The 24,113-nt window shown below is 54.0% G+C and carries 19 protein-coding genes, 1 rRNA gene and 1 riboswitch; of the genes, 6 read left to right on the top strand and 14 right to left on the bottom strand.

Going from position 1 to position 24,113, the window contains the following annotated elements:
- From J4728_RS19090 to btuB, 3 genes are all read right to left on the bottom strand, one after another.
- Positions 1–220: ribosomal RNA gene (locus J4728_RS19090) — 16S ribosomal RNA — on the bottom strand; the annotation flags it as partial.
- 379 nt (positions 221–599) lie between these two features.
- Entirely contained in the window at positions 600–1,451 is an 852-nt protein-coding gene (murI, locus tag J4728_RS19085; protein WP_000201804.1) for a glutamate racemase, read from the bottom strand.
- Positions 1,396–3,240 carry a TonB-dependent vitamin B12 receptor BtuB gene (btuB, locus tag J4728_RS19080; RefSeq protein ID WP_000591417.1) on the bottom strand — a complete coding sequence of 615 codons (1,845 nt, stop codon included), beginning with the start codon at positions 3,238–3,240 and terminating at the stop codon, positions 1,396–1,398. Before btuB ends, murI begins: the two co-directional genes overlap by 56 nt.
- A gap of 65 nt (positions 3,241–3,305) precedes the next feature.
- Positions 3,306–3,499, bottom strand: a riboswitch (cobalamin riboswitch).
- Positions 3,500–3,613: 114 nt separating this feature from the next.
- Here btuB and trmA point away from each other — a divergent pair.
- Positions 3,614–4,714, top strand: a complete 1,101-nt coding sequence (gene trmA / locus J4728_RS19075; protein WP_000186981.1) for a tRNA (uridine(54)-C5)-methyltransferase TrmA — start codon at positions 3,614–3,616, stop codon at positions 4,712–4,714.
- A gap of 46 nt (positions 4,715–4,760) precedes the next feature.
- On the opposite strand, the gene J4728_RS19070 is transcribed toward trmA, so the two are convergent.
- Both J4728_RS19070 and fabR read right to left on the bottom strand, forming a co-directional pair.
- Positions 4,761–5,120, bottom strand: coding sequence for a YijD family membrane protein (locus J4728_RS19070; RefSeq protein ID WP_000813838.1), 360 nt, complete (start codon positions 5,118–5,120; stop codon positions 4,761–4,763).
- Positions 5,121–5,135: 15 nt separating this feature from the next.
- A complete protein-coding gene (gene fabR / locus J4728_RS19065; RefSeq protein ID WP_000971958.1) occupies positions 5,136–5,771 on the bottom strand; it encodes an HTH-type transcriptional repressor FabR in 636 nt (211 codons plus the stop codon).
- A gap of 198 nt (positions 5,772–5,969) precedes the next feature.
- On the opposite strand from fabR, the gene sthA reads away from it, so the two are divergent.
- Complete coding sequence (gene sthA / locus J4728_RS19060; protein WP_001120791.1) at positions 5,970–7,370, top strand: Si-specific NAD(P)(+) transhydrogenase; 1,401 nt, start codon at positions 5,970–5,972, stop codon at positions 7,368–7,370.
- Here the strand turns inward: sthA and oxyR are convergent.
- The 4 genes from oxyR to argC all read right to left on the bottom strand — a co-directional run bounded on the left by oxyR (position 7,353) and on the right by argC (position 11,836).
- A complete protein-coding gene (oxyR, locus tag J4728_RS19055) occupies positions 7,353–8,270 on the bottom strand; it encodes a DNA-binding transcriptional regulator OxyR (RefSeq protein WP_001025919.1) in 918 nt (305 codons plus the stop codon). The two genes, sthA and oxyR, sit on opposite strands and share 18 nt — an antisense overlap.
- 284 nt (positions 8,271–8,554) lie before the next feature.
- On the bottom strand, positions 8,555–9,931 hold the full coding sequence (gene argH, locus J4728_RS19050; RefSeq protein WP_208212239.1) for an argininosuccinate lyase: 1,377 nt from the start codon (positions 9,929–9,931) through the stop codon (positions 8,555–8,557).
- A 116-nt stretch (positions 9,932–10,047) separates the two neighbouring features.
- Entirely contained in the window at positions 10,048–10,824 is a 777-nt protein-coding gene (argB, locus tag J4728_RS19045; RefSeq protein ID WP_001575262.1) for an acetylglutamate kinase, read from the bottom strand.
- 7 nt (positions 10,825–10,831) lie between these two features.
- On the bottom strand, positions 10,832–11,836 hold the full coding sequence (gene argC / locus J4728_RS19040; protein ID WP_001523801.1) for an N-acetyl-gamma-glutamyl-phosphate reductase: 1,005 nt from the start codon (positions 11,834–11,836) through the stop codon (positions 10,832–10,834).
- An 88-nt stretch (positions 11,837–11,924) separates the two neighbouring features.
- Between argC and argE the strand changes: the two genes are divergently transcribed.
- The 4 genes from argE (at position 11,925) to J4728_RS19020 (ending at position 19,052) form a co-directional block, all read left to right on the top strand.
- Positions 11,925–13,076, top strand: coding sequence for an acetylornithine deacetylase (gene argE / locus J4728_RS19035; RefSeq protein ID WP_000800208.1), 1,152 nt, complete (start codon positions 11,925–11,927; stop codon positions 13,074–13,076).
- Between the two features lie 368 nt (positions 13,077–13,444).
- Complete coding sequence (ppc, locus tag J4728_RS19030) at positions 13,445–16,096, top strand: phosphoenolpyruvate carboxylase (RefSeq protein ID WP_001523795.1); 2,652 nt, start codon at positions 13,445–13,447, stop codon at positions 16,094–16,096.
- Positions 16,097–16,306: 210 nt separating this feature from the next.
- On the top strand, positions 16,307–18,040 hold the full coding sequence (locus J4728_RS19025; RefSeq protein WP_208212237.1) for a phosphoethanolamine transferase CptA: 1,734 nt from the start codon (positions 16,307–16,309) through the stop codon (positions 18,038–18,040).
- A gap of 160 nt (positions 18,041–18,200) precedes the next feature.
- Entirely contained in the window at positions 18,201–19,052 is an 852-nt protein-coding gene (locus J4728_RS19020; RefSeq protein WP_001523749.1) for a helix-turn-helix transcriptional regulator, read from the top strand.
- Here the strand turns inward: J4728_RS19020 and J4728_RS19015 are convergent.
- The 5 genes from J4728_RS19015 to J4728_RS18995 all read right to left on the bottom strand — a co-directional run bounded on the left by J4728_RS19015 (position 19,039) and on the right by J4728_RS18995 (position 24,048).
- Positions 19,039–19,392, bottom strand: a complete 354-nt coding sequence (locus J4728_RS19015) for a PTS fructose-like transporter subunit IIB (RefSeq protein WP_001007310.1) — start codon at positions 19,390–19,392, stop codon at positions 19,039–19,041. The two genes, J4728_RS19020 and J4728_RS19015, sit on opposite strands and share 14 nt — an antisense overlap.
- A 1-nt stretch (position 19,393) precedes the next feature.
- Positions 19,394–20,272 (bottom strand): [formate-C-acetyltransferase]-activating enzyme, encoded by an 879-nt coding sequence (locus J4728_RS19010; protein ID WP_000171727.1) that lies wholly within the window; start codon positions 20,270–20,272, stop codon positions 19,394–19,396.
- Positions 20,238–22,535 (bottom strand): formate C-acetyltransferase, encoded by a 2,298-nt coding sequence (locus J4728_RS19005; protein WP_000149714.1) that lies wholly within the window; start codon positions 22,533–22,535, stop codon positions 20,238–20,240. The genes J4728_RS19010 and J4728_RS19005 overlap by 35 nt, the downstream gene beginning before the upstream one ends.
- Positions 22,536–22,633: 98 nt before the next feature.
- The gene (locus tag J4728_RS19000) at positions 22,634–22,954 is read right to left on the bottom strand and encodes a PTS fructose-like transporter subunit IIB (protein WP_000161258.1); all 321 of its coding nucleotides are present in this window, start codon (positions 22,952–22,954) and stop codon (positions 22,634–22,636) included.
- A gap of 14 nt (positions 22,955–22,968) precedes the next feature.
- Positions 22,969–24,048 (bottom strand): PTS fructose transporter subunit EIIC, encoded by a 1,080-nt coding sequence (locus tag J4728_RS18995; RefSeq protein WP_000661597.1) that lies wholly within the window; start codon positions 24,046–24,048, stop codon positions 22,969–22,971.
- Positions 24,049–24,113 lie beyond the last annotated feature (65 nt).

The raw sequence follows: 24,113 nt of genomic DNA, 5'->3' as shown, positions 1-24,113 counted from the left end.
CAAGAGGCCCGAAGGTCCCCCTCTTTGGTCTTGCGACGTTATGCGGTATTAGCCACCGTTTCCAGTAGTTATCCCCCTCCATCAGGCAGTTTCCCAGACATTACTCACCCGTCCGCCACTCGTCAGCAAAGCAGCAAGCTGCTTCCTGTTACCGTTCGACTTGCATGTGTTAGGCCTGCCGCCAGCGTTCAATCTGAGCCATGATCAAACTCTTCAATTTAAAAGTTTGATGCTCAAAGAATTAAACTTCGTAATGAATTACGTGTTCACTCTTGAGACTTGGTATTCATTTTTCGTCTTGCGACGTTAAGAATCCGTATCTTCGAGTGCCCACACAGATTGTCTGATAAATTGTTAAAGAGCAGTGCCGCTTCGCTTTTTCTCAGCGGCGCGGGGTGTGCATATTACGCTTTCCCGCTTCAGAGTCAAGCGATTATTTTCGCTTTTCTCCGTGAGGTTCTGGTCTGAACCCCGCTGACCCGGCGGCCTGTGTGCCGTTGTTCCGTGTCAGTGGTGGCGCATTATAGGGAGTTATTTCTGCCTGACAAGAGGAAATTTAAAATAATTTCTCAAGTGCCTGGTATTTACCCAAAACGCCATTAAACCGCCAGTTTTTCGAGCGTTTCAAAGCCATAACGCTGTAAAACGGGTAATAATTGTTCAGCTCCTGGCGTCATTGCCATGCAATAAGCAATATTGGCATCGGTTGATTTCGCATCCGGCGCTTCATGTTCCAACAGCCAGGCTGTACGACGCGCTATCGCCGCGCCGGAATCCACTAACCTCGTCCCTTCAGGCAGGACTTGCAAAAGCTCGTCCCGTAATAGAGGGAAATGCGTACACCCCAGAACGACCGTGTCAGGCGGCTCCGGCATTCGTAGCCATGGGCGTAATATGCGGCGCAGCTCTTCCAGCGATACCGAGTCGCCATGTAGTTTAGCTTCCGCCAGTTCCACCAGTTCTGCCGACCCCAACATCGCTATCTGACATTCATTGGCGAAGCGCGCAATCAGCTCGTGAGTATAAGGACGTTTGACCGTGGCTCTCGTCGCCAGTAGCCCGACGACGCCATTTGCGGTCAGCCGCGCCGCTGGTTTAATCGCAGGCACAACGCCCACCACCGGGAAGGCAAACTTTTCACGTAATGCGGGAAGTGAGACCGTACTGGCGGTATTACAGGCAATCACCGCCAGTGAAAGGGGATAGCGCTGCTGTACCGCGGTCACAATCTCGACAACGCGCTCAACGATAAACGTTTCGCTCTTTTCCCCGTAGGGGAAAGCCACGTTATCGAAAGCATATATATAGTGGAGATCCGGCAGGAGCCGCCGAATCTCATCATAGACCGACAATCCACCGACGCCGGAATCAAATACCAGCACGGTGGGACGTGGTTCAGAAGGTGTAGCTGCCAGACAAGGTGTATTCTCGTCCTGCAGTTTGGTAGCCATAAACTGTCTCGTAATCTTTGTCGAACAGGTTGGCTATTTTACCACGAACTGTCAGATGTGAGGTGACCGGATATGCAACCGTAAGATCCCATAAACTGACGCCGCCCATTTTTACTGTCCGGTATGGGTAAGCGGAGTAATCCGAATCATAGCGGGAACCAAGGTATTGATATGTCACCCCCCAGTCAAAATCGTAAACGTCCCAGTCAAGTTGATATTTTGCCATCTGTTTGGAACGCCGGGGTAATGGCGTATCGGTAATCGCATTACGCGCATCAACGTAATCATAACTGACCGTATGCGTTAACGGTCCGGTATCGAAATTCGCCGTCGCCTCAATACCTTTAATGCGCGCCTTACCTTCGTTGTAATATTTTTGCAGATGATCGTCATAATCGATCATGTCATTAATATCGTTACGATAACCTGAAATACGCCAGCTGACGCCAGCGGTTAGCCCTTCAAATGCGCCTTCCCACTGTTTACTCTTTTCAGGATTCAGGTTCGGATTACCGTAATAACCATACAGTTGGCCCAAATTAGGCGCTTTGTAGGAGGTTCCGTAGGAGGCAATAAAGCGATAACCTTCTATAAACTCCCATCCCGCGCTGGTTTGCCATGTACCATGACGACCAAACTGGGAGTTGTCATCACTGCGCGCCGCCGCTTCCAGAGTGAAGTCACCCAACTGTTGTAATCCTGTCAGGTAAACCCCGGTATTACGCTGGTCATATCCCTCGGGCACATAGCCGGTACCTGGCGTGGTAGTCTGTTTCTGCCAGTCTACGCCCGCCCCAACATTACCGTGCCCCACAACCACACTGTTGGTCCATTGAACATTGTACTGTTTCATCTCATCCAGCGTGGCGGAGGTATCATACCGACCATAGTGCGGATCATAGTTGTAATCTTTACTGTGGCTATAGCTTGAAACCAGCTGAGACTGAATACGTTCGCCATTAAAGCGCAGCCCGGCGTCCCAGCTTTGGCTATAAAGTTTGCGTGTATCAATCAGCGGCGAGCCCGGCGAGTAATAGGCGTCGTAATCGGTACGGTTATCATAGCCATAACCACGCACGAATCCGCTCCAGCGATCAGAAAAGGTATGCTCTAACGCGCCATAAAGCGTTTTACTCAAAAAGCCGTCCCGGTCAGGCTGCGCCTGCATCCCGGTACCGCCTTTCGCTACCACGTCAAACCCTTTGGTGTATTCGTAATCGCCGATCAACGTCGCCCGCGTGTTTTCGCCAAGTTGCTGTTGCGTCGAGATGTCGTAATTCTGGTAGCTATTGCTTCCCCATCCAGCGGTTAATTCTGTGCCTGGGTTATCGCGCGTCGTAATGATATTCACTACGCCGCCGATAGCATCGGAACCATAAATAGCGGAGCGCGGACCGCGAATATATTCAATGCGCTGTACCAGCGACACCGGGAACTGGCTGAGATCGGCGGACCCGCTCACGCCTGCTAAATTCAGACGCACGCCGTCAATCAATACCAGTACATGGCTGGAGTTGGTGCCGCGAATGAAAATGGAGGAGTTTTGTCCGGCGCCGCCGCTCTGCGCAATATCGACGCCAGGCAAACGGCGCAGAACATCATTTACGGAGGTCGATTGCCAGCGTTCAATATCCTGACGCGTCACGATGGTAACGGGCGCCAGAACCGCGCTGCGCGGCTGCTGAAAACGGTTGGCGGTGACAACCAGGGTATCCGGGCTAGTGTCCTGCGCCCAAGCGGAAAAGGCCGTGACGGAGAACACCGTCAGCAGCGTAGCTTTTTTAATCATTGTAAAGCATCCACAATATAAGAAGGATGCCGCAGGCTTCATCGATAGTACGCGATGATGAAAAACCAGATGCGACGTTAGCCGGCAGGTCTTCGGGCTTGGAGGGTTATCCGTTGACTGGATAGCAGAAATGATGACTTCCCGCCGGAGGCAGTGTCTGCTTACGCTCTCATCTCACCTTTCCTTACCGCTGCGCGTCAGCTCCAGATTTTCACTGGATTCCCTATTAACTCACAGGACCGGCCCACGGATGCTACCGTCTGTCACAACACCCTGTCCAGACCGCGCATCACAAATCAGAAATCATCAATAGCTGGACATCCACTGAGCAATCCCTACAATCCCCGCGTACTTTTATTATTCAGGATGCGATATGACCCCCGAACATCTTCCGACAGAACAGTATGAGGCGCAGCTGGCCGAAAAAGTGGCGCGCTTGCAGAGTATGATGGCGCCGTTTTCTGGCCTGGTTCCGGAAGTATTTCGCTCGCCGGTCAGTCACTATCGTATGCGTGCGGAATTTCGCCTGTGGCATGACGGCGATGACCTGTACCACATTATGTTTGATCAGCAGACCAAAAGCCGGATTCGCGTTGACACCTTCCCGGCGGCCAGCCAACTGATTAATACCTTAATGAAGGCGATGATTGCCGGCGTGCGCGATAATCATGCACTGCGGCATAAGCTGTTCCAGATCGATTATCTCACGACCTTGAGCAACCAGGCGGTAGTGTCGTTGCTGTACCATAAGAAGCTGGACGAAGAGTGGCGTGAAGCCGCCACTGCGTTACGCGATGCTTTACGCGCGCAAGGTCTGAACGTACACCTGATTGGCCGGGCCACTAAAACTAAAATCGAATTGGATCAGGATTATATTGATGAGCGTCTGCCTGTGGCAGGTAAAGAGATGATCTACCGCCAGGTCGAAAACAGCTTTACGCAGCCAAACGCCGCCATGAATATTCAGATGTTAGAGTGGGCGCTGGAGGTGACGAAAGACTCAAAAGGCGATCTGCTTGAGTTGTATTGCGGCAACGGCAATTTTTCTTTAGCGCTGGCGCGCAATTTTAACCGCGTGCTGGCAACCGAAATCGCCAAACCGTCCGTCGCTGCCGCACAGTACAATATTGCCGCTAATCATATTGATAATGTGCAAATTATTCGCATGGCGGCGGAAGAGTTTACCCAGGCGATGAATGGCGTTCGTGAGTTTAACCGCCTGCAGGGGATCGACCTGAAGCGCTATCAGTGCGAAACCATTTTTGTCGATCCGCCGCGCAGCGGTCTGGACAGCGAAACGGAAAAAATGGTGCAGGCTTATCCACGTATTCTGTACATTTCCTGCAATCCGGAAACGTTGTGCAAAAACCTGGAAACGTTAAGCCAGACGCACACGGTGTCTCGCCTGGCGCTATTCGATCAGTTCCCGTATACGCATCATATGGAATGCGGAGTATTACTCACCGCAAGGTAAAATGTACGTCGGATGGCCGGTTATACCGCCATCCGGCATTCGCACACTATTCCGCGGTGTCCTGCTTGCGGTTACGCAGTTTAAAGCCAATCCAGAATACCAGAATCACCGACAGCACCGCCGGGAAGAAATTAGAGCCAATATCCGGATATTCTGCACGCACGACGGTGCTATACAGTAAAACGCCAAGAATGAAACAAGCGGCGGCCAACCCCGGCAAACCTACCGGCATAGTACGATTTTGGTAGCGCTGATGCAGGCAATATACCGTCAGCACCAGCGAGATAACCGGGAATACGGAGAACGGCACAATAGCGCTAAACAGCGCCGCGAATGTGCCGTTAATCGATAAGCCAGCGATGAGCGCCAGCAACAGCGTACCTTTATCTTGACCTGACTGTTTCATTACTCGTCCTTCACGTTATTCGGAATGATGTGCTATTTTCTCTTGCTCACGGCGATACCAGTAATACGCCCCTTTCGCAATCATGCGCAGTTGCAATACCAGCCGCTCTTCTAATTGCCGACGCTGTTCAGCGCCGATGTCCAACGCCTCTGCGCCCGCGCTAAAGACAATAGTCACCATCGCTTCGGCCTGGGCTTCAGTAAACGCGCGCGGCATATGGTTTTCGAGTTCCAGATAGTCGGCAAGTTCCGCAATAAAATGCTGAATCTCCCGCGCGACGGCGGCACGAAACGCCGCTGAAGTGCCGGAACGCTCGCGCAACAACAGACGGAAGGCGTTGGGGTTGTTGCCGATAAACTCCATAAATGTGGAGACCGACGTGCGAATGACGCTGCCGCCTTTCGCGATGCGCTGTCGCGCCTGACGCATCAACTGACGCAGCATCAGACCGCTTTCATCCACCATCGTCAGACCGAGTTCATCGACATCGCGAAAATGACGGTAAAACGACGTTGGCGCAATGCCCGCTTCACGCGCCACCTCACGCAAACTCAGGCTGGCGAAACTCCGCTCAGCGCTCAGTTGGCTGAATGCGGCTTCCACCAGCGAACGCCGGGTTTTTTCTTTTTGTTGCGCTCTAACACCCATCACAATGTCTGAATCCTTCCATATGCCTTATTCGGCACTATACCAGAGAATAAAAGTAACGGGTTCACACTGGATTGTGAATGATTGTTTACAGACAGTTTGTGCTCCGGCTTCGCAAAAAAGCACAACGATAATTGGGTTAAAGCTGGGCAAATGTTATCATCGTGTTTATTTTATGTATAAAAACAGGTGAGTAATACCATGCCACATTCCTGGGATTATGATGCAGTCGTCATAGGGTCAGGCCCCGGCGGTGAAGGCGCTGCAATGGGTCTGGTTAAGCAAGGAGCACGCGTCGCGGTGATTGAGCGTTATCATAACGTTGGCGGCGGATGTACCCACTGGGGCACCATCCCATCCAAAGCCCTTCGCCACGCCGTCAGCCGCATTATTGAATTTAATCAAAACCCGCTCTATAGCGACCACTCCCGTCTCCTTCGTTCTTCTTTCGCCGACATCCTTAATCATGCCGATAACGTGATTAATCAACAAACGCGTATGCGTCAGGGGTTTTATGAGCGTAACCACTGTGAAATATTGCAAGGCAACGCCCATTTTATTGACGAACATACCCTGGCGCTGGAATGCCATGACGGCACGGTTGAAACCCTGACGGCAGAAAAATTTGTTATTGCCTGTGGTTCGCGTCCTTACCATCCCAGTGATGTGGATTTCTCGCATCCGCGCATTTATGACAGCGACTCAATCCTGAGTCTCCACCATGAACCGCGCCACGTTATTATTTACGGCGCTGGCGTTATCGGCTGCGAATATGCGTCCATCTTCCGCGGTATGGATGTGAAAGTGGATCTGATCAACACCCGCGATCGCCTGCTGGCCTTTCTCGATCAGGAGATGTCCGACTCTCTCTCTTACCATTTCTGGAATAGCGGCGTGGTTATTCGCCACAATGAAGAGTATGAGAAAATCGAAGGCTGCGATGATGGCGTCATCATGCACCTGAAATCCGGCAAAAAACTGAAGGCTGACTGCCTGCTTTATGCTAATGGCCGTACCGGTAACACCGATTCGCTGGCGCTGGAGAATATTGGTCTGGAAACAGACAGCCGTGGACAGCTCAAAGTCAACAGTATGTACCAGACCGCCCTGCCGCACGTCTATGCGGTGGGCGACGTGATTGGCTATCCCAGTCTGGCCTCCGCCGCCTACGATCAGGGGCGTATTGCAGCGCAGGCGCTGGTGAAAGGCGAAGCGACCGCGCATCTCATCGAAGATATCCCCACCGGGATTTATACCATTCCGGAAATCAGTTCTGTCGGCAAAACCGAGCAGCAGTTAACGGCAATGAAAGTGCCTTACGAAGTGGGCCGCGCGCAATTTAAGCATCTGGCGCGAGCGCAAATCGTCGGCATGAACGTCGGCACGCTAAAAATTCTCTTCCACCGCGAAACCAAAGAAATTCTGGGGATTCACTGCTTTGGCGAACGCGCCGCCGAAATTATTCATATCGGCCAGGCGATCATGGAGCAGAAAGGTGGCGGTAACACCATCGAATACTTCGTTAACACCACCTTTAACTACCCAACCATGGCGGAAGCTTATCGGGTTGCGGCGTTGAACGGCTTAAACCGCCTGTTTTAACGCCTTGTCGAAATGGCCATCCATTGCGCCACGGATGGCCTCTGCCAGTTGCTCATAACGGCTACGCAGCGGCGATCCCGGGCGATAAACCAGCCCCACGGTACGACGCGGCTCCGGCTTAATGCATGGCAGATAAACCACGCCGTCGCGCTTACGCTCCTGCGGTACGGCCAGCGCGGGGAGTAGTGTAATACCACTGCCCGCCGCCACCATGTTGCGCAGCGTTTCCAGACTGGTCGCCCGGAAATGGGTATCTTCATCCGCTCCCGCTTCAAAACAGAACCCCATCGCCTGATCGCGCAGACAGTGGCCATCTTCCAGCATCAGCAATTTCTCGCCCGCCAGATCGGACATCGGCACGCGATCGCGATTCGCCCACGGATGATCCTCATAAATAGCCAGCATCATGGGCTCATCAAACAGCGGCACTTCGATAAACGCCTCGCTCTCTTTCACCAGCGCCAGAATAGCGCAGTCAAGCTTGCCGCTATCGAGTTGCGCTAACAGCTGATGCGTTTGCGCCTCATGCAGATACATTTCCAGCTTCGGGAAAGTCTGGTGCAACATTGGAATGATAAGCGGCAGCAAATAGGGACCAATTGTTGGGATTAAACCAATATGCAGCGGGCCGGACATCGTCTCGCCTTGTTGGCTTGCCATCTCCTTGAGCACCTTGACCTCACGCAGTACGGTACGCGCCTGATCCACCAGCAGTAAGCCCGCCTGGGTAAACAGCACCTTACGGCTCGTACGCTCCAGCAGCATAACGCCCAGCTCATCTTCCAGCTTGCGTATTTGCCCACTAAGGGTTGGCTGGCTGACGTGACAGGAGTCCGCCGCTCGCCGGAAATGGCGATGTTCGGCTAACGCCACCAGATATTCAAGATCACGAATATTCATTATTCATCCTCCGTCGCCACGATAGTTCATGGCGATAGGTAGCATAGCAACGAACGATTATCCCTATCAACCTTTCTGATTAATAATACATCACAGAACGGAGCGGTTTCTCGTTTAACCCTTGAAGACACCGCCCGTTCAGAGGGTATCTCTCGAACCCGAAATAACTAAAGCCAACGTGAACTTTTGCGGACCTCTGGTCCGCTTTTTTTTTGCGTAAAAAAGCCCGGCGTCGCTGATGCTCGGCCGGGCAGTATTACCTGATAGCGCTACGCTTATAAGGCTTACAACGCGAGGCGCGCCTTCGCATCGTTGATGGCCTGCGCCACCTGCTGCGGAGAAACGCCGCCTTTTGCCGCCCGTTTATCCAGACACGACTGCAAAGACAATATCGGATACACATCGTCGCCAATCACGCGGCTGAATTTCTGTAAATCGGCCAGCGGCAACGCTTCCAGCGGCTTACCCTGGCGAATAGCTTCTACCACCGCCTCGCCGACAATATGGTGCGCTTCGCGGAACGGCACGCCTTTCGCGACCAGGTAATCCGCCAGCTCCGTGGCGTTGGCATACCCCTGTTGCGCCGCGTCCTGACAACGTGGGCGTTTCACCTGAATACCGTCCAGCACCAACGCCGCCATATGCAGGCAGTCAAGCCAGGTATCGAGCGCATCGAACAGCCCTTCTTTGTCTTCCTGCATATCTTTGTTATACGCCAGCGGCAGACCTTTTAAAGTCATCATCATGCCGGTTAGCGCCCCTTGTACGCGACCGCACTTACCGCGAATCAGCTCCAGCGCGTCCGGGTTTTTCTTCTGCGGCATTAACGATGAACCGGAAGTCACGCGGTCAGAAAGCTCTACAAAGCCCGCTTCACCAGAATTAAAGAAAATCAGATCTTCCGCGAAGCGTGACAGATGCACCATGCCGATAGCCGCATCAGAAAGCAGTTCCAGTACGTGGTCACGATCGGACACGCTGTCCAGGCTGTTGCGGGTCGCAGAGGTAAAGCCCAGCCAGCCTGCCAATTGTTCACGGTCAATTTCATAGGCCGTGCCCGCCAATGCGCCGCAGCCTAGCGGACTCACGTCCAGACGTTTAAGCGTGTCCTGCAGGCGGCTTTCATCGCGCGCCAGCATTTCGACATACGCGAAACACCAGTGGGCGAAAGTCACTGGCTGCGCGCGTTGCAGATGGGTATATCCCGGCATTACCGCGTCCTGGTTCGCCTGCGCGGTTTCCACCAGCGCGCTCTGTAACTGGCGGTTAGCGGTAAGCAGTTCCCTCACCGTCTCTTTGCACCACAGTTTCAGGTCCGTCGCCACTTGATCGTTACGGCTGCGTCCGGTGTGCAGCTTTTTACCCAACTGACCCACTTTGTCGATGAGCTTACCTTCCACCCAGCTATGGATATCTTCCGCATCGCTTTGCAGGATTTGCTGCGGATTCGCGCGAACCTCTTCCAGCAACACGTTCAGCGCTTCTTCCAACTGTCGTTGCTCATCGGCAGTCAGTACGCCTACCGTGACCAATGCTTTAGACCAGGCCACAGAACCGACAATATCCTGCTCCGCCAGACGGTAATCGAAGCGCAACGAATCATTGAATTGTTTAAACCGCTGGTCTGCCGCCTGTGTAAAACGCCCACCCCAAAGTGCCATAATAGACTTCCTTAATTCTTCGAATTTCACTGCCGGATGGCGCTACGCTTATCCGGCCTATAATTTCTGTTCACGCAGGCCCGATAAGGCGCAGCCGCCATCGGGCGAACAAATAGTTAAGCCAGAATACGCGTGCCAATCGGCGTACCGTTAAACAGCGCCGGCAGTTGCTCCGCATGACGCCAGGAAGCGATATCCACCGGGCGACCCAGCGCCCGCGCAGCATCGAGAGCCGCATTCACTTTCACAATCATCCCGTCGGTAATAATGCCCTGGTCGATAAGCTGCTCGGCTTTGGACGCCGTCATTTCGGCGATACGCTGGCCTTTGCCGTCCAGAATACCGCTCACGTCGGAAAGCAGGATCAGATCGGCCCCCAGCGTCGCCGCCAGCGCGGTTGCCGCCTGATCGGCGTTGACGTTCATCAGTTGGCCGTCGTCTGTTACGCCAATGGAGCTGACCACCGGCAGAAAGCCGTTTTCCAGCAACATGTTAATCAGCTTCGGCGACCCCGGTTGCGCCAGCCCGACGTGGCCTAACGCTTCATCGAGTTGGGTCACGTTTACGCTGTCGCCATCGCCCAGAAACAGACCAACAGAGGCGATATGGTGTTTCTTCGCCCAGGCCAGCAGAGTTTTGTTAGCGGTTCCCGCCAGCGCGCCGGTAATGATGCCAATCTGATCGGCAGGCGTCACGCGCAGGCCATCTTTCTTTTTCACTGGCAAATTCAGCCCTTTCATCAGCTCATCCACCACGCAACCGCCGCCGTGAACAATCACCAGCGGACGCTGATGGGACTCACGATAGTTGACCAGCGCGGTAAAAAGACGTTCCAGAGCCTCTTCGCTATCCAGTAATACGCCACCCAGCTTGATAATTAATGGATTCATCATTTCACCCTTAAATAAGAGACTGCGTTTCAGCGAAGCCAAAACGAATATTAGCGCACTGCACCGCCTGCGCCGCTGCGCCTTTCAACAAGTTGTCTTCGGTTGCCACCACAATCAGATGTTCGCCCTGGACGGCAAAACCAATATCGCAGAACGGCAGCCCGACGACGTTCTTTAACGCCGGAACGCCTTTGTCATACAGGCGCACCAGCGGTTTGTCGCCATAGGCTTTTTGCAACACGTCGGCGACCTGCGCATGGGTTACTCCCGCTTTCAGGCGGCAGGTAATGGTTTCCAGAATCCCGCGCGGGAAATTCCCCAGATGCGGGGTGAAGATGACCTCCGCGCCCAGATGGGCAGCGATTTCCGGCTGATGACGATGCGTAAACACGCCATACGGTTGCAGACTCACTTCACAGAAACTGTTCGAAATTGCCGCTTTGCGCCCCGCGCCGCTCACCCCGCTGGTGGCATTAATTACCGGCCACTGCGTCAGATCCAGAAGCCCGCCGTCAATCAGCGGTTTTAGCGACAACTGCGCTGCGGTTGGATAGCAACCAGGAACCGCAATCAGATTCGCCGTGTTCAGTTTATCGACATTCCACTCCGCCAGACCGTACACCGCCTGCTCCAGCAGCTCAGGATACTGATGAGTAAATCCGTAATACTTTTCATAGAAGGCGCGATCGTTTACCCGAAACGCGCCGGAAAGATCGAATACGACGCATCCGGCCTGTAAAAACTGCGGTGCCAGATCGTGGCTCACTTCATGCGCTGTCGCCAGGAACACCACATCAACATCTGCGCTAAAGTCACGTACATCCGACATCGGTTGCAATGGCAGGTCGACAATCCCTTTTAACTGCGGATGTAAATCAGAAATTAACTTTCCTGCATCATTGCTTTGCGCTGAGACGGTCAAAGCGGTTATGGTCATATGTGGGTGGCGATTTACGTAGCTTACAAGCTCTGCGCCCGCATAACCGCTAGCGCCTACAATCAGCGTATTCAACATCGGGTTCCTTTATACTCAACGTTAATGTATTTTTATTCATAATTAATGCATGAATATTGATACTATCATGACCTGAGGTGTGTCAACAATGAAAAACGTTTTACCGCCATTTATCGAGATTTACCGCGCTTTGATTGCCACACCGTCGATAAGCGCAACCGAAGAATCCCTGGATCAAAGTAATGCGTCTTTAATCACTTTGCTTGCAGGCTGGTTCAGCGATCTTGGTTTCAACGTAGAGGTTCAACCGGTTCCAGGAACGCGAAACAAATTTAATATGCTCGCCAGCACCGGACATGGCGCGGGCGGTTTGCTGCTGACCGGCCATACCGACACGGTTCCCTTTGATGACGGACGCTGGACGCGCGACCCGTTCACGCTGACCGAGCATGACAATAAGCTCTATGGCCTGGGCACTGCGGATATGAAAGGCTTCTTCGCTTTTATTCTGGACGCGCTACGTGACGTTGACGTCACAAAGTTGAAAAAGCCGCTCTACATTCTGGCGACCGCCGATGAAGAGACCAGCATGGCGGGGGCGCGTTATTTTTCCGAAACCACGGCATTACGTCCGGACTGCGCGATCATTGGCGAACCGACGTCGTTGCAACCGATACGCGCGCACAAAGGGCATATCTCTAATGTCGTTCGCGTCCTGGGGCAGTCCGGTCATTCCAGCGACCCGGCGCGTGGGGTTAACGCCATTGAACTGATGCACGATGCGATTGGCCATATCATGCAACTGCGTGACTCGCTGAAAGCGCGGTATCACTACGAGGCGTTTACCGTTCCGTATCCAACGCTGAATCTGGGCCATATTCACGGCGGCGATGCCTCAAACCGTATCTGCGCCTGCTGCGAATTGCATATGGATATTCGTCCACTGCCGGGCATGACGTTAAACGACCTTAATGGACTGCTTAACGACGCGCTGGCCCCGGTAAGCGAACGCTGGCCGGGCCGCCTGACGGTGGCGGAATTACATCCGCCGATTCCAGGTTATGAGTGTCCACCGGACCACCAACTGGTTGAAGTAGTAGAAAAACTGTTGGGAACGAAAACCGACGTGGTGAACTACTGTACTGAAGCGCCGTTTATGCAGACATTATGCCCAACGCTGGTGCTTGGTCCGGGCTCAATTAATCAGGCGCATCAGCCGGATGAATATCTCGAAACGCGTTTTATTAAGCCAACCCGGGAATTGATTACCCAGGTAGTACACCATTTTTGCTGGCATTAATGCATATTGCCCGGTGACGTGATGTTTACCGGGCCTCCCCCGTCTTGTAGGCCGGATAAGCGCAGCGCCATCCGGCATCTCTACGCCACATGTTCATAAGCATTTCTTATTTGGCACGATGCGAATTAACTTTAATAAATTACCGCCATTTTTTCGTTTGCTGAACCGATTTCGCAGTAATTGACGCCACGGGTTTTACGTGGCTTTATAAAAGACGGCTAAAAAGCAAAGTCCGAAAAATTTCACGTTACAGCAAGGCGGCAAACGAGCCCATTCCGGAGAGCTGGCATACGGGCGAGCGCAGCCACTGCCGCTGTGGCATGAAAGAGACAGGGCAATTACATTAAAGATGGGGTGTCTGGGGTCATATGAACGAACAATATTCCGCGTTGCGTAGTAATGTCAGTATGCTCGGCAAGGTGCTGGGAGAAACCATCAAGGATGCGCTGGGAGAACACATTCTTGATCGCGTAGAAACAATCCGTAAGCTATCCAAATCTTCACGCGCCGGCAATGAAGCTAATCGCCAGGAGCTGCTCACCACGCTACAAAATTTGTCTAATGACGAGCTGCTGCCAGTTGCGCGCGCGTTTAGTCAGTTTCTGAACCTGGCCAATACTGCCGAGCAATACCACAGCATTTCGCCAAAAGGCGAAGCCGCCAGCAACCCGGAAGTGATTGCCCGCACTCTGCGTAAACTGAAAAACCAACCGGACCTCAACGACGCAACCATCAAAAAAGCGGTAGAGTCGCTGTCTTTGGAGTTAGTGCTAACCGCCCACCCGACAGAAATTACCCGCCGTACGCTTATTCACAAGATGGGTGAAATCAACAACTGTCTGAAACAGCTTGATAATACCGATATCGCCGACTACGAACGTCACCAGGTGATGCGTCGCCTGCGCCAGTTGATTGCCCAATCCTGGCATACGGATGAGATCCGCAAGCAGCGCCCAAGCCCGGTGGATGAAGCCAAATGGGGCTTCGCCGTGGTTGAGAACAGCCTGTGGCAGGGCGTACCTAACTATCTGCGTGAACTGAACGAACAACTGGAAGAAAATCTCGGCTACAAATTGCCGGTGGATTTTGTGCCGGTACGTTTTACCTCGTGGATGGGCGGCGACCGTGACGGCAACCCGAACGTGACGGCGGATATCACCCGCCACGTACTCTTGTTAAGCCGCTGGAAAGCCACCGATCTGTTCCTGAAAGACATTCATGTTCTGGTATCAGAACTGTCGATGGTCAACGCCACGCCGGAGCTGCTGGCGTTAGTGGGCGAAGAAGGCGCGTCTGAGCCGTATCGCTACCTGATGAAAAAATTGCGCGCCCGTCTGATGGCGACCCAGTCCTGGCTGGAAGCGCGTCTGAAAGGCGAGAAGCTGCCCAAACCGGCTGGCCTGCTGACGCAAAACGAGCAGCTCTGGGAACCTCTGTACGCCTGCTACCAGTCGTTACAGGCCTGCGGCATGGGCATTATCGCCAACGGCGAGTTACTCGACACGCTCCGCCGCGTGAAGTGTTTCGGCGTACCGCTGGTGCGTATTGATATCCGTCAGGAGAGCACCCGCCATACCGAAGCGCTGGGCGAAATTACCCGCTACCTCGGTATTGGCGACTACGAAAGCTGGTCGGAAGCCGACAAGCAGGCCTTCCTGATCCGCGAGCTGAACTCCAAACGTCCGCTGCTGCCGCGTAACTGGGAGCCGAGCAACGATACCCGCGAAGTGCTTGAAACCTGCAAGGTTATTGCCGAAGCGCCAAAAGGATCGATCGCCGCCTACGTAATTTCAATGGCGAAAACGCCGTCTGATGTGCTGGCTGTGCATCTGTTGCTGAAAGAGGCAGGTATCGGCTTTGCCATGCCGGTCGCGCCGCTGTTTGAAACCCTCGACGACCTGAACAATGCCGACGACGTGATGACCCAGTTGTTGAATATCGACTGGTATCGCGGGCTGATTCAGGGTAAGCAGATGGTCATGATCGGCTACTCCGACTCGGCGAAAGACGCCGGCGTTATGGCCGCGTCATGGGCGCAGTATCAGGCGCAGGACGCCCTGATCAAAACTTGTGAAAAAGCTGGCATCGAGCTCACCCTCTTCCACGGCCGCGGCGGCTCTATTGGCCGTGGCGGCGCGCCAGCCCACGCGGCGCTGCTTTCGCAACCGCCAGGCAGTCTGAAAGGCGGTCTGCGCGTGACCGAGCAGGGCGAGATGATCCGCTTCAAATACGGCCTGCCGGAAGTCACCGTCAGCAGCCTGTCGCTCTACACCAGCGCAATTCTGGAAGCAAACCTGCTGCCGCCGCCGGAACCGAAAGACAGCTGGCGTCATATTATGGATGAGCTTTCCGTCATCTCCTGTGAAACCTACCGCGGTTACGTGCGCGAAAATAAAGACTTTGTACCGTACTTCCGCTCCGCGACGCCGGAACAAGAGCTGGGCAAATTGCCGCTCGGCTCACGTCCGGCGAAACGTCGTCCAACTGGCGGCGTCGAATCGCTGCGCGCGATTCCGTGGATCTTCGCCTGGACGCAAAACCGCCTGATGCTGCCAGCCTGGCTGGGCGCGGGTACTGCGCTGCAAAAAGTGGTGGAAGACGGTAAACAAAGCGAACTGGAAGCCATGTGCCGCGACTGGCCGTTCTTCTCCACGCGTCTTGGGATGCTGGAAATGGTATTCTCGAAAGCCGACCTGTGGCTGGCCGACTATTACGATCAGCGTCTGGTGGCGAAAACGCTATGGCCGCTGGGCAAAGAGCTACGAGACCTGCTGGAAGAAGACATTAAAGTGGTGCTGGCGATTGCCAACGATTCGCACCTGATGGCCGACTTACCGTGGATTGCGGAGTCCATTCAGTTAAGAAACGTTTATACCGATCCATTAAACGTGTTGCAGGCCGAGTTGCTGTATCGTTCCCGTCTGACTGAAGAGCAGGGCAAATCGCCCGATCCTCGCGTCGAACAGGCGTTGATGGTCACGATTGCGGGCGTCGCCGCCGGTATGCGCAACACCGGCTAACGCCAAAAGAAAGCCGCCCTCACGCAGTTATGTGGGGGTGGCATGAAATACTGCTGTCATCCTCGTCATTTTTTCAATATATTCCTGTCTGCATTTTATGCATTTATAAATCTTTCTTAGCAAAACGTGCGGCATAAAGCAGGTTTGCTTCAGATTCTTTTAAGGTTCAGGCGTTACGTTTGGCGCTACGATTAAAGACAGGCTCTCATTATGCAATCCACATTACTCCAGACTAAACCCGCGTTTAGCTGGAAAGCCCTGGGCTGGGCACTGCTCTACTTTTGGTTCTTCTCCACCCTCCTGCAGGCCATTATTTATCTCACCGGATACAGCGGGACAAACGGTCTGCGGGATTCGCTACTGTACAGCTCACTGTGGCTGATCCCGGTCTTTCTGTTTCCAGGCCGCATCCGGGTTATTGCTGCCGTTATTGGCGTCGTACTCTGGGCCGCCTCGCTGGCGGCGCTGAGCTATTACGTAATCTACGGGCAGGAGTTCTCGCAAAGCGTGCTGTTTGTGATGTTTGAAACCAACGCCAATGAAGCCAGCGAATATTTAAGCCAATATTTCAGTCTGAAAATTGTTCTTGTCGCGCTGGCTTATACGGTGGCGGCGATTTTGCTGTGGACACGTCTGCGCCCGGTTTATATTCCATCCCCCTGGCGTTATCTGGTGTCGTTTGCCCTGCTGTACGGGCTGATCCTCCATCCCATCGCGATGAATACCTTTATCAAGCATAAGTCGATGGAGAAAACGCTGGATAGCCTGGCGTCACGAATGGAACCCGCCGCGCCGTGGCAATTTATTACTGGCTACTATCAGTACCGTTTACAGCTCGCCTCGCTGAATAAACTGCTGAATGAAAACGATGCCCTGCCGCCGCTGGCTAACTTCCAGGACCACTCCGGCGATGCGCCGCGCACGCTGGTACTGGTGATTGGCGAATCGACCCAGCGTGGCCGTATGAGTCTGTATGGTTATCCGCGCGAAACCACGCCGGAACTGGACGCGCTGCATAAAACCGACCCCGGGCTGACCGTGTTTAATAATGTGGTAACTTCGCGACCGTACACCATTGAGATCCTGCAACAGGCGCTAACGTTCGCGGACGAAAAGAACCCGGACTGGTATCTGACGAAGCCATCGCTGATGAATATGATGAAACAGGCCGGGTATAAAACCTTCTGGATCACTAACCAGCAGACGATGACGGCGCGTAATACCATGCTGACCGTGTTCTCTAAGCAGACTGATAAGCAGTTCTATATGAACCAGCAGCGCACTCAAAGCGCGCGCGAATATGACAGCAACGTGCTGGCGCCGTTTAAAGCGGTGTTAGCCGACCCGGCGCCGAAAAAATTCATTATTGTGCATCTGCTGGGAACGCACATTAAATACAAGTTCCGCTATCCAGAAAACCAGGGCAAGTTTGATGGTAAAACCGACCATGTTCCGCCGGGATTAAGCAGCGACGAACTGGAGTCGTATAACGATTACGACAACGCGAACCTGTATAACGACTATGTTGTCGCCAGTCTGATTAAGGACTATAAAGCGACCGATCCGAACGGTTTCCTGCTCTACTTCTCCGATCACGGTGAAGAAGTGTATGACACGCCGCCGCATAAGACGCAGGGACGAAACGAAGATTCGCCAACCCGTCATATGTATACGGTGCCGTTCCTGCTGTGGACCTCAGAGAAATGGCAGGCAGCGCATCCGCGCGACTTCTCACAGGATGTCAATCGTAAATACAGCAGTTCCGAGCTTATCCATACCTGGTCGGACTTAGCGGGCCTGACCTATGATGGCTACGACCCAACGCGTTCCATCACCAACCCGCAGTTCAAAGAGACCACGCGCTGGATTGGCAACCCGTATAAGAAAAACGCGCTGATTGATTATGATACGTTGCCGTATGGCGATCAGGTCGGTAATCAATAGCCTGTATGTTGCCCGATAACGCTAACGCTTATCGGGCCTGGCGTGCTTCTCTCCCGTAGTCCGGATAAGGCGCAAAGCGCCGCTATCCGGCAATAATCGCTTGAGGACATCGGTTTTCGACGTTACTGTTTCCTCTGTTTGCGATCGGCAGGGGATTATCATGTATCACGACGTCAGCCACCTTCTCTCCCGTCTCATCAACGGCCCGCTGCCGCTGCGCCAGATTTATTTTGCCAGCGCCAGCGGCCCAGCGCCGGAACTGGCGTACCAGGTGGATTTTCCGCGGCTGGAGATTGTGCTGGAGGGCGAGCTTACTGACATGAGCATTACCGCCCCGCTCATTCCTTGCGATGTTCTCTACGTTCCGGCTGGCGGCTGGAACATCCCGCAATGGCAAACGCCCGTCACCACCCTGAGCATTCTGTTTGGCAAACAGCAGTTAGGTTTCAGCGTGGTCCACTGGAACGGTCAGCAGCATCAAAACCTCACGAAACAGCACGTTGCGCGCCGTGGCCCGCGTATCGGCTCGTTCCTGTTACAAACGCTTAATGAGATGCAGATGCAGCCGCAAGAGCAGCAAACGGCCAGATTGATTGTCGCCAGCCTACTAAGCCATTGCCGCGATCTGCTCGGCAGCCAAATCCAGACCGCCTCCCGCAGCCGCGCGCTTTTTGAAGCCATTCGGGAGTATATTGATGAACGCTACGCCGCGCCGTTGACGCGCGAATCGGTAGCACAAGCGTTTTATATCTCGCCAAATTACCTCTCGCACCTGTTCCAGAAAACGGGGGCCATCGGCTTTAACGAATACCTGAACCATACGCGACTGGAACACGCCAAAACGTTGCTGAAGGGCTATGACCTGAAAGTGAAAGAGGTGGCGCACCGTTGCGGCTTTGTCGACAGTAACTATTTCTGCCGCCTGTTTCGCAAAAATACGGAACGCTCGCCGTCGGAGTATCGCCGCCAGTATCACAGCCAGCTAACGGAAAAGCAGATTACTCCAGGATAAGGTGGGTATGTTGCGGCGCGGAAAGGAGTTTACGCACAGCGCTCATTACCCGCTGTGGCTCCCGCAAAAAAGCGCTGATCCCCGACTGGACATAGCGACTCCGGGTAAATCGCTCCACGCCCGCCAGCTCGATATCGGTAATGAGCAACACGACATCGGCACGGCGGATATCCTCTTCCGTTAAGCGGTTCTCTGTACCGAGTGCCCCCTGGGTTTCAATCTTGATGCTCCACTTCTCCTGCTGGCAAAGTTTTTCCAGCCGTTCAGCTGCCATATAGGTATGCGCTACACCGCTCACGCAGGCGGTCACTGCCACCAGATGCCGTACAGGTATTGCCATATTAACCTCCTGTGGTGACCTGAAATCCTGCTTGCTCCGTCATCTCCCGAAACAGAGCGATCTCTTGCACCGACGGCGCGGGAATATCTTTCATCATCCATGATTTTCCAAGCAGCCGGTATTTCGGCTCGCCGTACTGATGAAACGGTAGCAGGTGAACCTGCTTTATTCCTAATGATCTCAACAATGTTAACGCGCACTGCAGATTCTCTGCGTTAAGCGTAAAGCCAGGAATCAACGGCAAACGAGGGATCACCGTGATTCCCTCGCTAACCAGTAACCGTAAATTCTCCAGTACGCGCGGCAGATTCATGTTGATCACCTCGCGCGCCCGCTCCGCATCCATAATTTTCAGATCAAACAATACCTCATCACACGCCCTTGCCAACGGCAGTAGACGGCTGGCCGACGTATCGCCAGCCGTTTCAATAGCACAAGGAACGCCCCAACGCCGCAATCGCTGTAAGAAGCGCGTGGCGAACGGCGCCTGCATCAGCACTTCGCCGCCAGAAAGCGTCACCCCGCCGCCGGAAGTACGAAAGAAGATGTCGTCTTTCAGCACTTCGCGTTCCAGTTCATCCAGCGTAATATCACGCCCAATACGCTCAAACGCGCCGGAAGGACATTCGTCGGCATCCCGCAGACACGGCGTGCAACGCAGGCATTTATTTTCCCGGCGCACCGTTTCAATGCGCGGCGAGATAGATTCCGGATTAGCGCACCACGGACAGGTATGCGGACAGCCCTTAAAAAAGACCACCGTACGAATCCCCTGCCCGTCATTCAGCGAATAACGCTGGATATTGAAGATACGCGCGGTCTCCTCATCGCGCGCCCCCACAACCTCACAACTGATGCGCGGTGCGGCGAATAATGTCATCCTGAATCTCCTTCGACAGCTCGACAAAGAAGGCGCTGTAGCCCGCCACGCGCACCACCAGCCCCGCAAAATCCTGAGGCCGTAGCTGCGCTTCGCGCAATGTGTCGGCATTCACCACATTAAACTGGATGTGCTGCAGTTTGAGCTGGGTAAACGCGCGCAGGAAATCCGCCAGCTTGCGCAGTCCCGCCTCTCCTTCCAGAGTCGCAGGAGTAAACTTCACGTTCAGCAACGTACCGTTCGACAGCAGCGTGTTATCCAACTTACTTACTGATTTTAGTACCGCCGTCGGCCCTTGCATATCCTGTCCGAGCATCGGCGACAGGCCGCCATCCGCCAGCTGTTCTCCGGCAAAACGCCCGTCCGGTGTCGCGCCGACCACCGCTCCCAGCGGCACATGCGCGGAAACCGTGTATGAACCCGGCGTAAACTGGCCGCCGCGCGGATTCTGGTATTTTTCCACCTCTTTGCAGTAATACCGCAGCAGTTCGGCGCTGATGTTATCGACATTATCAATGTCGTTGCCATATTTTTCGAAGCGGTTGATAAGCCTGGCGCGGATCTTTTCCCCTTCTGGCGTGGCGAAGTTGTTTTTCAGGATCGACAGCAGCGCATCAAAACTCAGGCGCTGCTGATCGAATACCAGCCCATTGAGCGCATGAAGGGAATCACTCAGGTTGGCGATACCGATGCCCTGTACGCCCGAAAAGTTATAGCGCGCGCCGCCGTCGGTGATGTCTCGCCCTTTCTCCAGGCAGTCGCTGATAAACGAAGAGAGCAGCGGCACCGGCGCCCAGTCACGATGGCCGATATCGCAAATATTGCTGCCTTCTACCATTAGTGTAATGTAGTGACTGATTTTGGCGCGAATATGCGCCAGCAACGCCTCATAAGTAAGAGTGTCGTTGCCCTCATTTTCATACAAGCTGATTTCCATCACTTTCAGCAGATTAAACATGGCGATGTCATGCAGTCCGTAGGTTCTGCCCGGAATCGACAGCTCAACACATCCCACCACCGCATAATCGCGCGCATCCTCCAACGACACGCCACGGTTAAGGAACGCGGGAACCACCACTTCGTCATTGAAAATCTGTGGAATGCCGGTGCCGAGGCGAATGGTCTCGGCGGTCTTGAGCAGGAACGGCGTATCAATCAGCGCGTTAGTGCGCACGCCGAGATTCGGCTGCGGCAACTGCACGCTCTGGTAGGCATCCAGGCAGAGAAAAGAGAGCACGTTTACCGCGCTGCGTCCGCTTTCTGTCAATCCGCCCAGCAGCGCGGTGTAACCCGTCGGGAAACCGGCAAAATAGCGCGCGCTACTGGTGGAACGCAGCAGCACGATATCGTTGCATTTCACCCACAGCGACTCGAGCAACTCTTTCAGGAACGCCGGATCGTCGCCCTGAGTGAGCGAAGTCTGATAAAACGGCAGCATGTACTGGTCGAAGCGCCCGAGCGACAGCGAACTGGCGTTGGACTCGTACTGCAAAATAATGTTCATGTACCAGAACAGCTGACATGCTTGCCAGAACGTCTGTGGTTTGTGCTGCGCGTTATGCCGCGAATTGGCGGCAATGGTGAGCAGTTCCTGACGACGACGAGCGTCCGGGCAGCGCTCCGCCTGCTGTTCCGCCAGTACGGCATAACGCAGGATGTGGCGTTGCGATGCCTCAAGTAACAACAGAGCGGCCTGATAAAAGTCGTTTTCCGGCTGTTGCTCGCAGCGCGCGCGCATCTGCGCCGCCAGTTCACCCAGCCCGTTATTGAGCAAGCGTGGATAATCAATAATGATATGCCCCTGCCCTTTATCCGTCTGGTTAATGCTAAAAATCTGGGTGCTGACGGCGGCTTTCACCTCATCGGTCATCTGCCCGTTAATAAAATCTTTCATCGACCGTTTTTCCCAGTACGGGAATAGAACCTCACGATAGAGGCGCTTATCCTCTTCGCTGATATCAAAACGGTCCTGCGGACGCGTCGGGAACCGATCCAGCTCGTTAAGCAGCCAATACGGGTCCATTTCCGGCGACATAATACCCGCGCGCGGCTTAACGGTTCGGTTTCCGGCAATCAGCTCCTCGTCACGAATCGAAATTTCAACATGTTCAAGGATATACGCCGTCGCTTTGGCGCGGCGCAAAATGACCGGTTCGCCCTCCGTCTGCTGATGGCTGGCGGTATAAAGCAGCGCGCGCTCCAGAGAAATTTCACGGTGATTCTGAAACAGAGCGGCTTTGAGGCGTTGAATACGATGGGTCATGAGGAGCTCCTGTGGACACGAGCGCCGGATGGCGGCATAAATCTCTTATCGGGCCTGTGAGCAGGCCCGATAAACTTGCGCCATCGGGCATTTTAACGTTACGCGGTTTGCGAAAGATGGGCGTCAATCTTGTTCATAATGGCGTCGGCGCGTTTTACCGCGTCGCTGATATTGACGCGAACGATAGTTTTACCCGCAAACCGCTCTTCGAACTTGATGCCGATATCTTTAGTCAAAATCACCATATCGGCGCTCGCCACATCCTCTGCCGTCAGTTCATTTTCCAGCCCAATCGAGCCCTGAGTCTCCACTTTCACATCCCAACCTTTCGCTTTGGCTGCGCTTTCCAGCGCTTCAGCCGCCATATAGGTATGCGCAACACCAGAAGGACACGCGGTTACTGCAATAATTTTAGTCATGGCTTATTCCTCGCTTAATTCATCTCAAAATCTAAATCCAGGTCGTCTTCTTTTTCGTCAACTTGCGACACATTCTTACGCGTCAGGCTTTTCAGCACGTTAACGCAGACTGCCGTTACCACCGCGCCCACGGCGACTGCCGCGACATAACCCAGCTTGCCTTCCACGACTGGCAGAACAATTAAACCGCCCCAACCGGCATAACACTGCGCGCCAAACAGCGCGGCCATTACCGCACCGCAAGCGGAGCCCACCATAATGGATGGGATCACGCGCAGCGGATCGGCAGCGGCGAAAGGAATCGCCCCTTCCGTTACGCCCACGCAGCCCATGACCAGCGCGGCTTTACCGGCTTCGCGCTCTTCAACAGAAAAATTCTTGCGGCCAATCAGCGTCGCCAGCCCCAGTCCCAGTGGCGGTACGCAGATGCTCACCGCGGCGATAGCCACCACGGTATATACGCCCTGCGCCACGCAAATCAGCATGAACGCATAAGCGACTTTGTTAACCGGGCCGCCCATATCAAAAGCCAGCATCAGCCCCATGATCACCGCCAGCAGCACGATGCTGCCCTGCTGCATCCCTTGCAGCCATTGGGTCAGGCTGCTTGTCAGCGCACCGATCGGTTCGCCCAGCCCCCACATCATGATGCCCGCGGTGATAAAAGTGCCAACGATGGGAATCACAAAAATAGGCATCACAGAACGCAGCACCTTATGCACCGGGATTTTCTTCAAGTAATGCACCACGATCCCGCCGATAAGTCCGGCGATAAGTGCCCCGAAAAAGCCCGCGCCGAAGCTGTTACCCACCCAGGCACCAATCGCGCAAGGAGCCAGCGCGGAGCGTTCGGCAATGGAGTAGCCAATGTATGCGGCGAGGAAAGGCACCATCAGCGTCAGCCCGGCGACACCGATATCAAACAGTTTTTTAAGATTCGGATCGGTGGCGGCATCGGGTACGGCGCCCTTGCCATATAGCATGACGGAGACTGCCAGCAAAATTCCGCCAGCCACCACAAAGGGGATCATATGCGAAACACCGGTCATCAGGTGCTGGCGGGTATTTTTCAGGATCTGTACCAACTCTTTCATAAGTCGCTCCCGGGCTGGATAAAGCCCATGTCCATAAAGTTACTGCGGAAAACAATAGGCAATCC

The sequence above is a fragment of the Salmonella sp. 32070601201500089SM genome (genome assembly GCF_017573605.1).
Classification (GTDB): domain Bacteria; phylum Pseudomonadota; class Gammaproteobacteria; order Enterobacterales; family Enterobacteriaceae; genus Salmonella; species Salmonella enterica.
The sequence above is the reverse complement of the archived record's forward strand: the minus strand, read 5'-3'. Positions and strand labels throughout refer to the sequence as shown.

Excerpts from the sequence above, each read along its gene's own strand:
- J4728_RS19070 (WP_000813838.1), bottom strand. The coding sequence starts at position 5,120 with ATGAAACAGTCAGGTCAAGATAAAGGTACGCTGTTGCTGGCGCTCATC.
- J4728_RS19020 (WP_001523749.1), top strand. The coding sequence starts at position 18,201 with ATGTATCACGACGTCAGCCACCTTCTCTCCCGTCTCATCAACGGCCCG.
- sthA (WP_001120791.1), top strand. The coding sequence starts at position 5,970 with ATGCCACATTCCTGGGATTATGATGCAGTCGTCATAGGGTCAGGCCCC.
- J4728_RS19010 (WP_000171727.1), bottom strand. The coding sequence starts at position 20,272 with ATGACATTATTCGCCGCACCGCGCATCAGTTGTGAGGTTGTGGGGGCG.
- argE (WP_000800208.1), top strand. The coding sequence starts at position 11,925 with ATGAAAAACGTTTTACCGCCATTTATCGAGATTTACCGCGCTTTGATT.
- argH (WP_208212239.1), bottom strand. The coding sequence starts at position 9,931 with ATGGCACTTTGGGGTGGGCGTTTTACACAGGCGGCAGACCAGCGGTTT.
- argC (WP_001523801.1), bottom strand. The coding sequence starts at position 11,836 with ATGTTGAATACGCTGATTGTAGGCGCTAGCGGTTATGCGGGCGCAGAG.
- argB (WP_001575262.1), bottom strand. The coding sequence starts at position 10,824 with ATGATGAATCCATTAATTATCAAGCTGGGTGGCGTATTACTGGATAGC.
- J4728_RS19000 (WP_000161258.1), bottom strand. The coding sequence starts at position 22,954 with ATGACTAAAATTATTGCAGTAACCGCGTGTCCTTCTGGTGTTGCGCAT.
- oxyR (WP_001025919.1), bottom strand. The coding sequence starts at position 8,270 with ATGAATATTCGTGATCTTGAATATCTGGTGGCGTTAGCCGAACATCGC.
- J4728_RS19025 (WP_208212237.1), top strand. The coding sequence starts at position 16,307 with ATGCAATCCACATTACTCCAGACTAAACCCGCGTTTAGCTGGAAAGCC.
- ppc (WP_001523795.1), top strand. The coding sequence starts at position 13,445 with ATGAACGAACAATATTCCGCGTTGCGTAGTAATGTCAGTATGCTCGGC.
- J4728_RS18995 (WP_000661597.1), bottom strand. The coding sequence starts at position 24,048 with ATGAAAGAGTTGGTACAGATCCTGAAAAATACCCGCCAGCACCTGATG.
- btuB (WP_000591417.1), bottom strand. The coding sequence starts at position 3,240 with ATGATTAAAAAAGCTACGCTGCTGACGGTGTTCTCCGTCACGGCCTTT.
- J4728_RS19015 (WP_001007310.1), bottom strand. The coding sequence starts at position 19,392 with ATGGCAATACCTGTACGGCATCTGGTGGCAGTGACCGCCTGCGTGAGC.
- trmA (WP_000186981.1), top strand. The coding sequence starts at position 3,614 with ATGACCCCCGAACATCTTCCGACAGAACAGTATGAGGCGCAGCTGGCC.
- J4728_RS19005 (WP_000149714.1), bottom strand. The coding sequence starts at position 22,535 with ATGACCCATCGTATTCAACGCCTCAAAGCCGCTCTGTTTCAGAATCAC.
- murI (WP_000201804.1), bottom strand. The coding sequence starts at position 1,451 with ATGGCTACCAAACTGCAGGACGAGAATACACCTTGTCTGGCAGCTACA.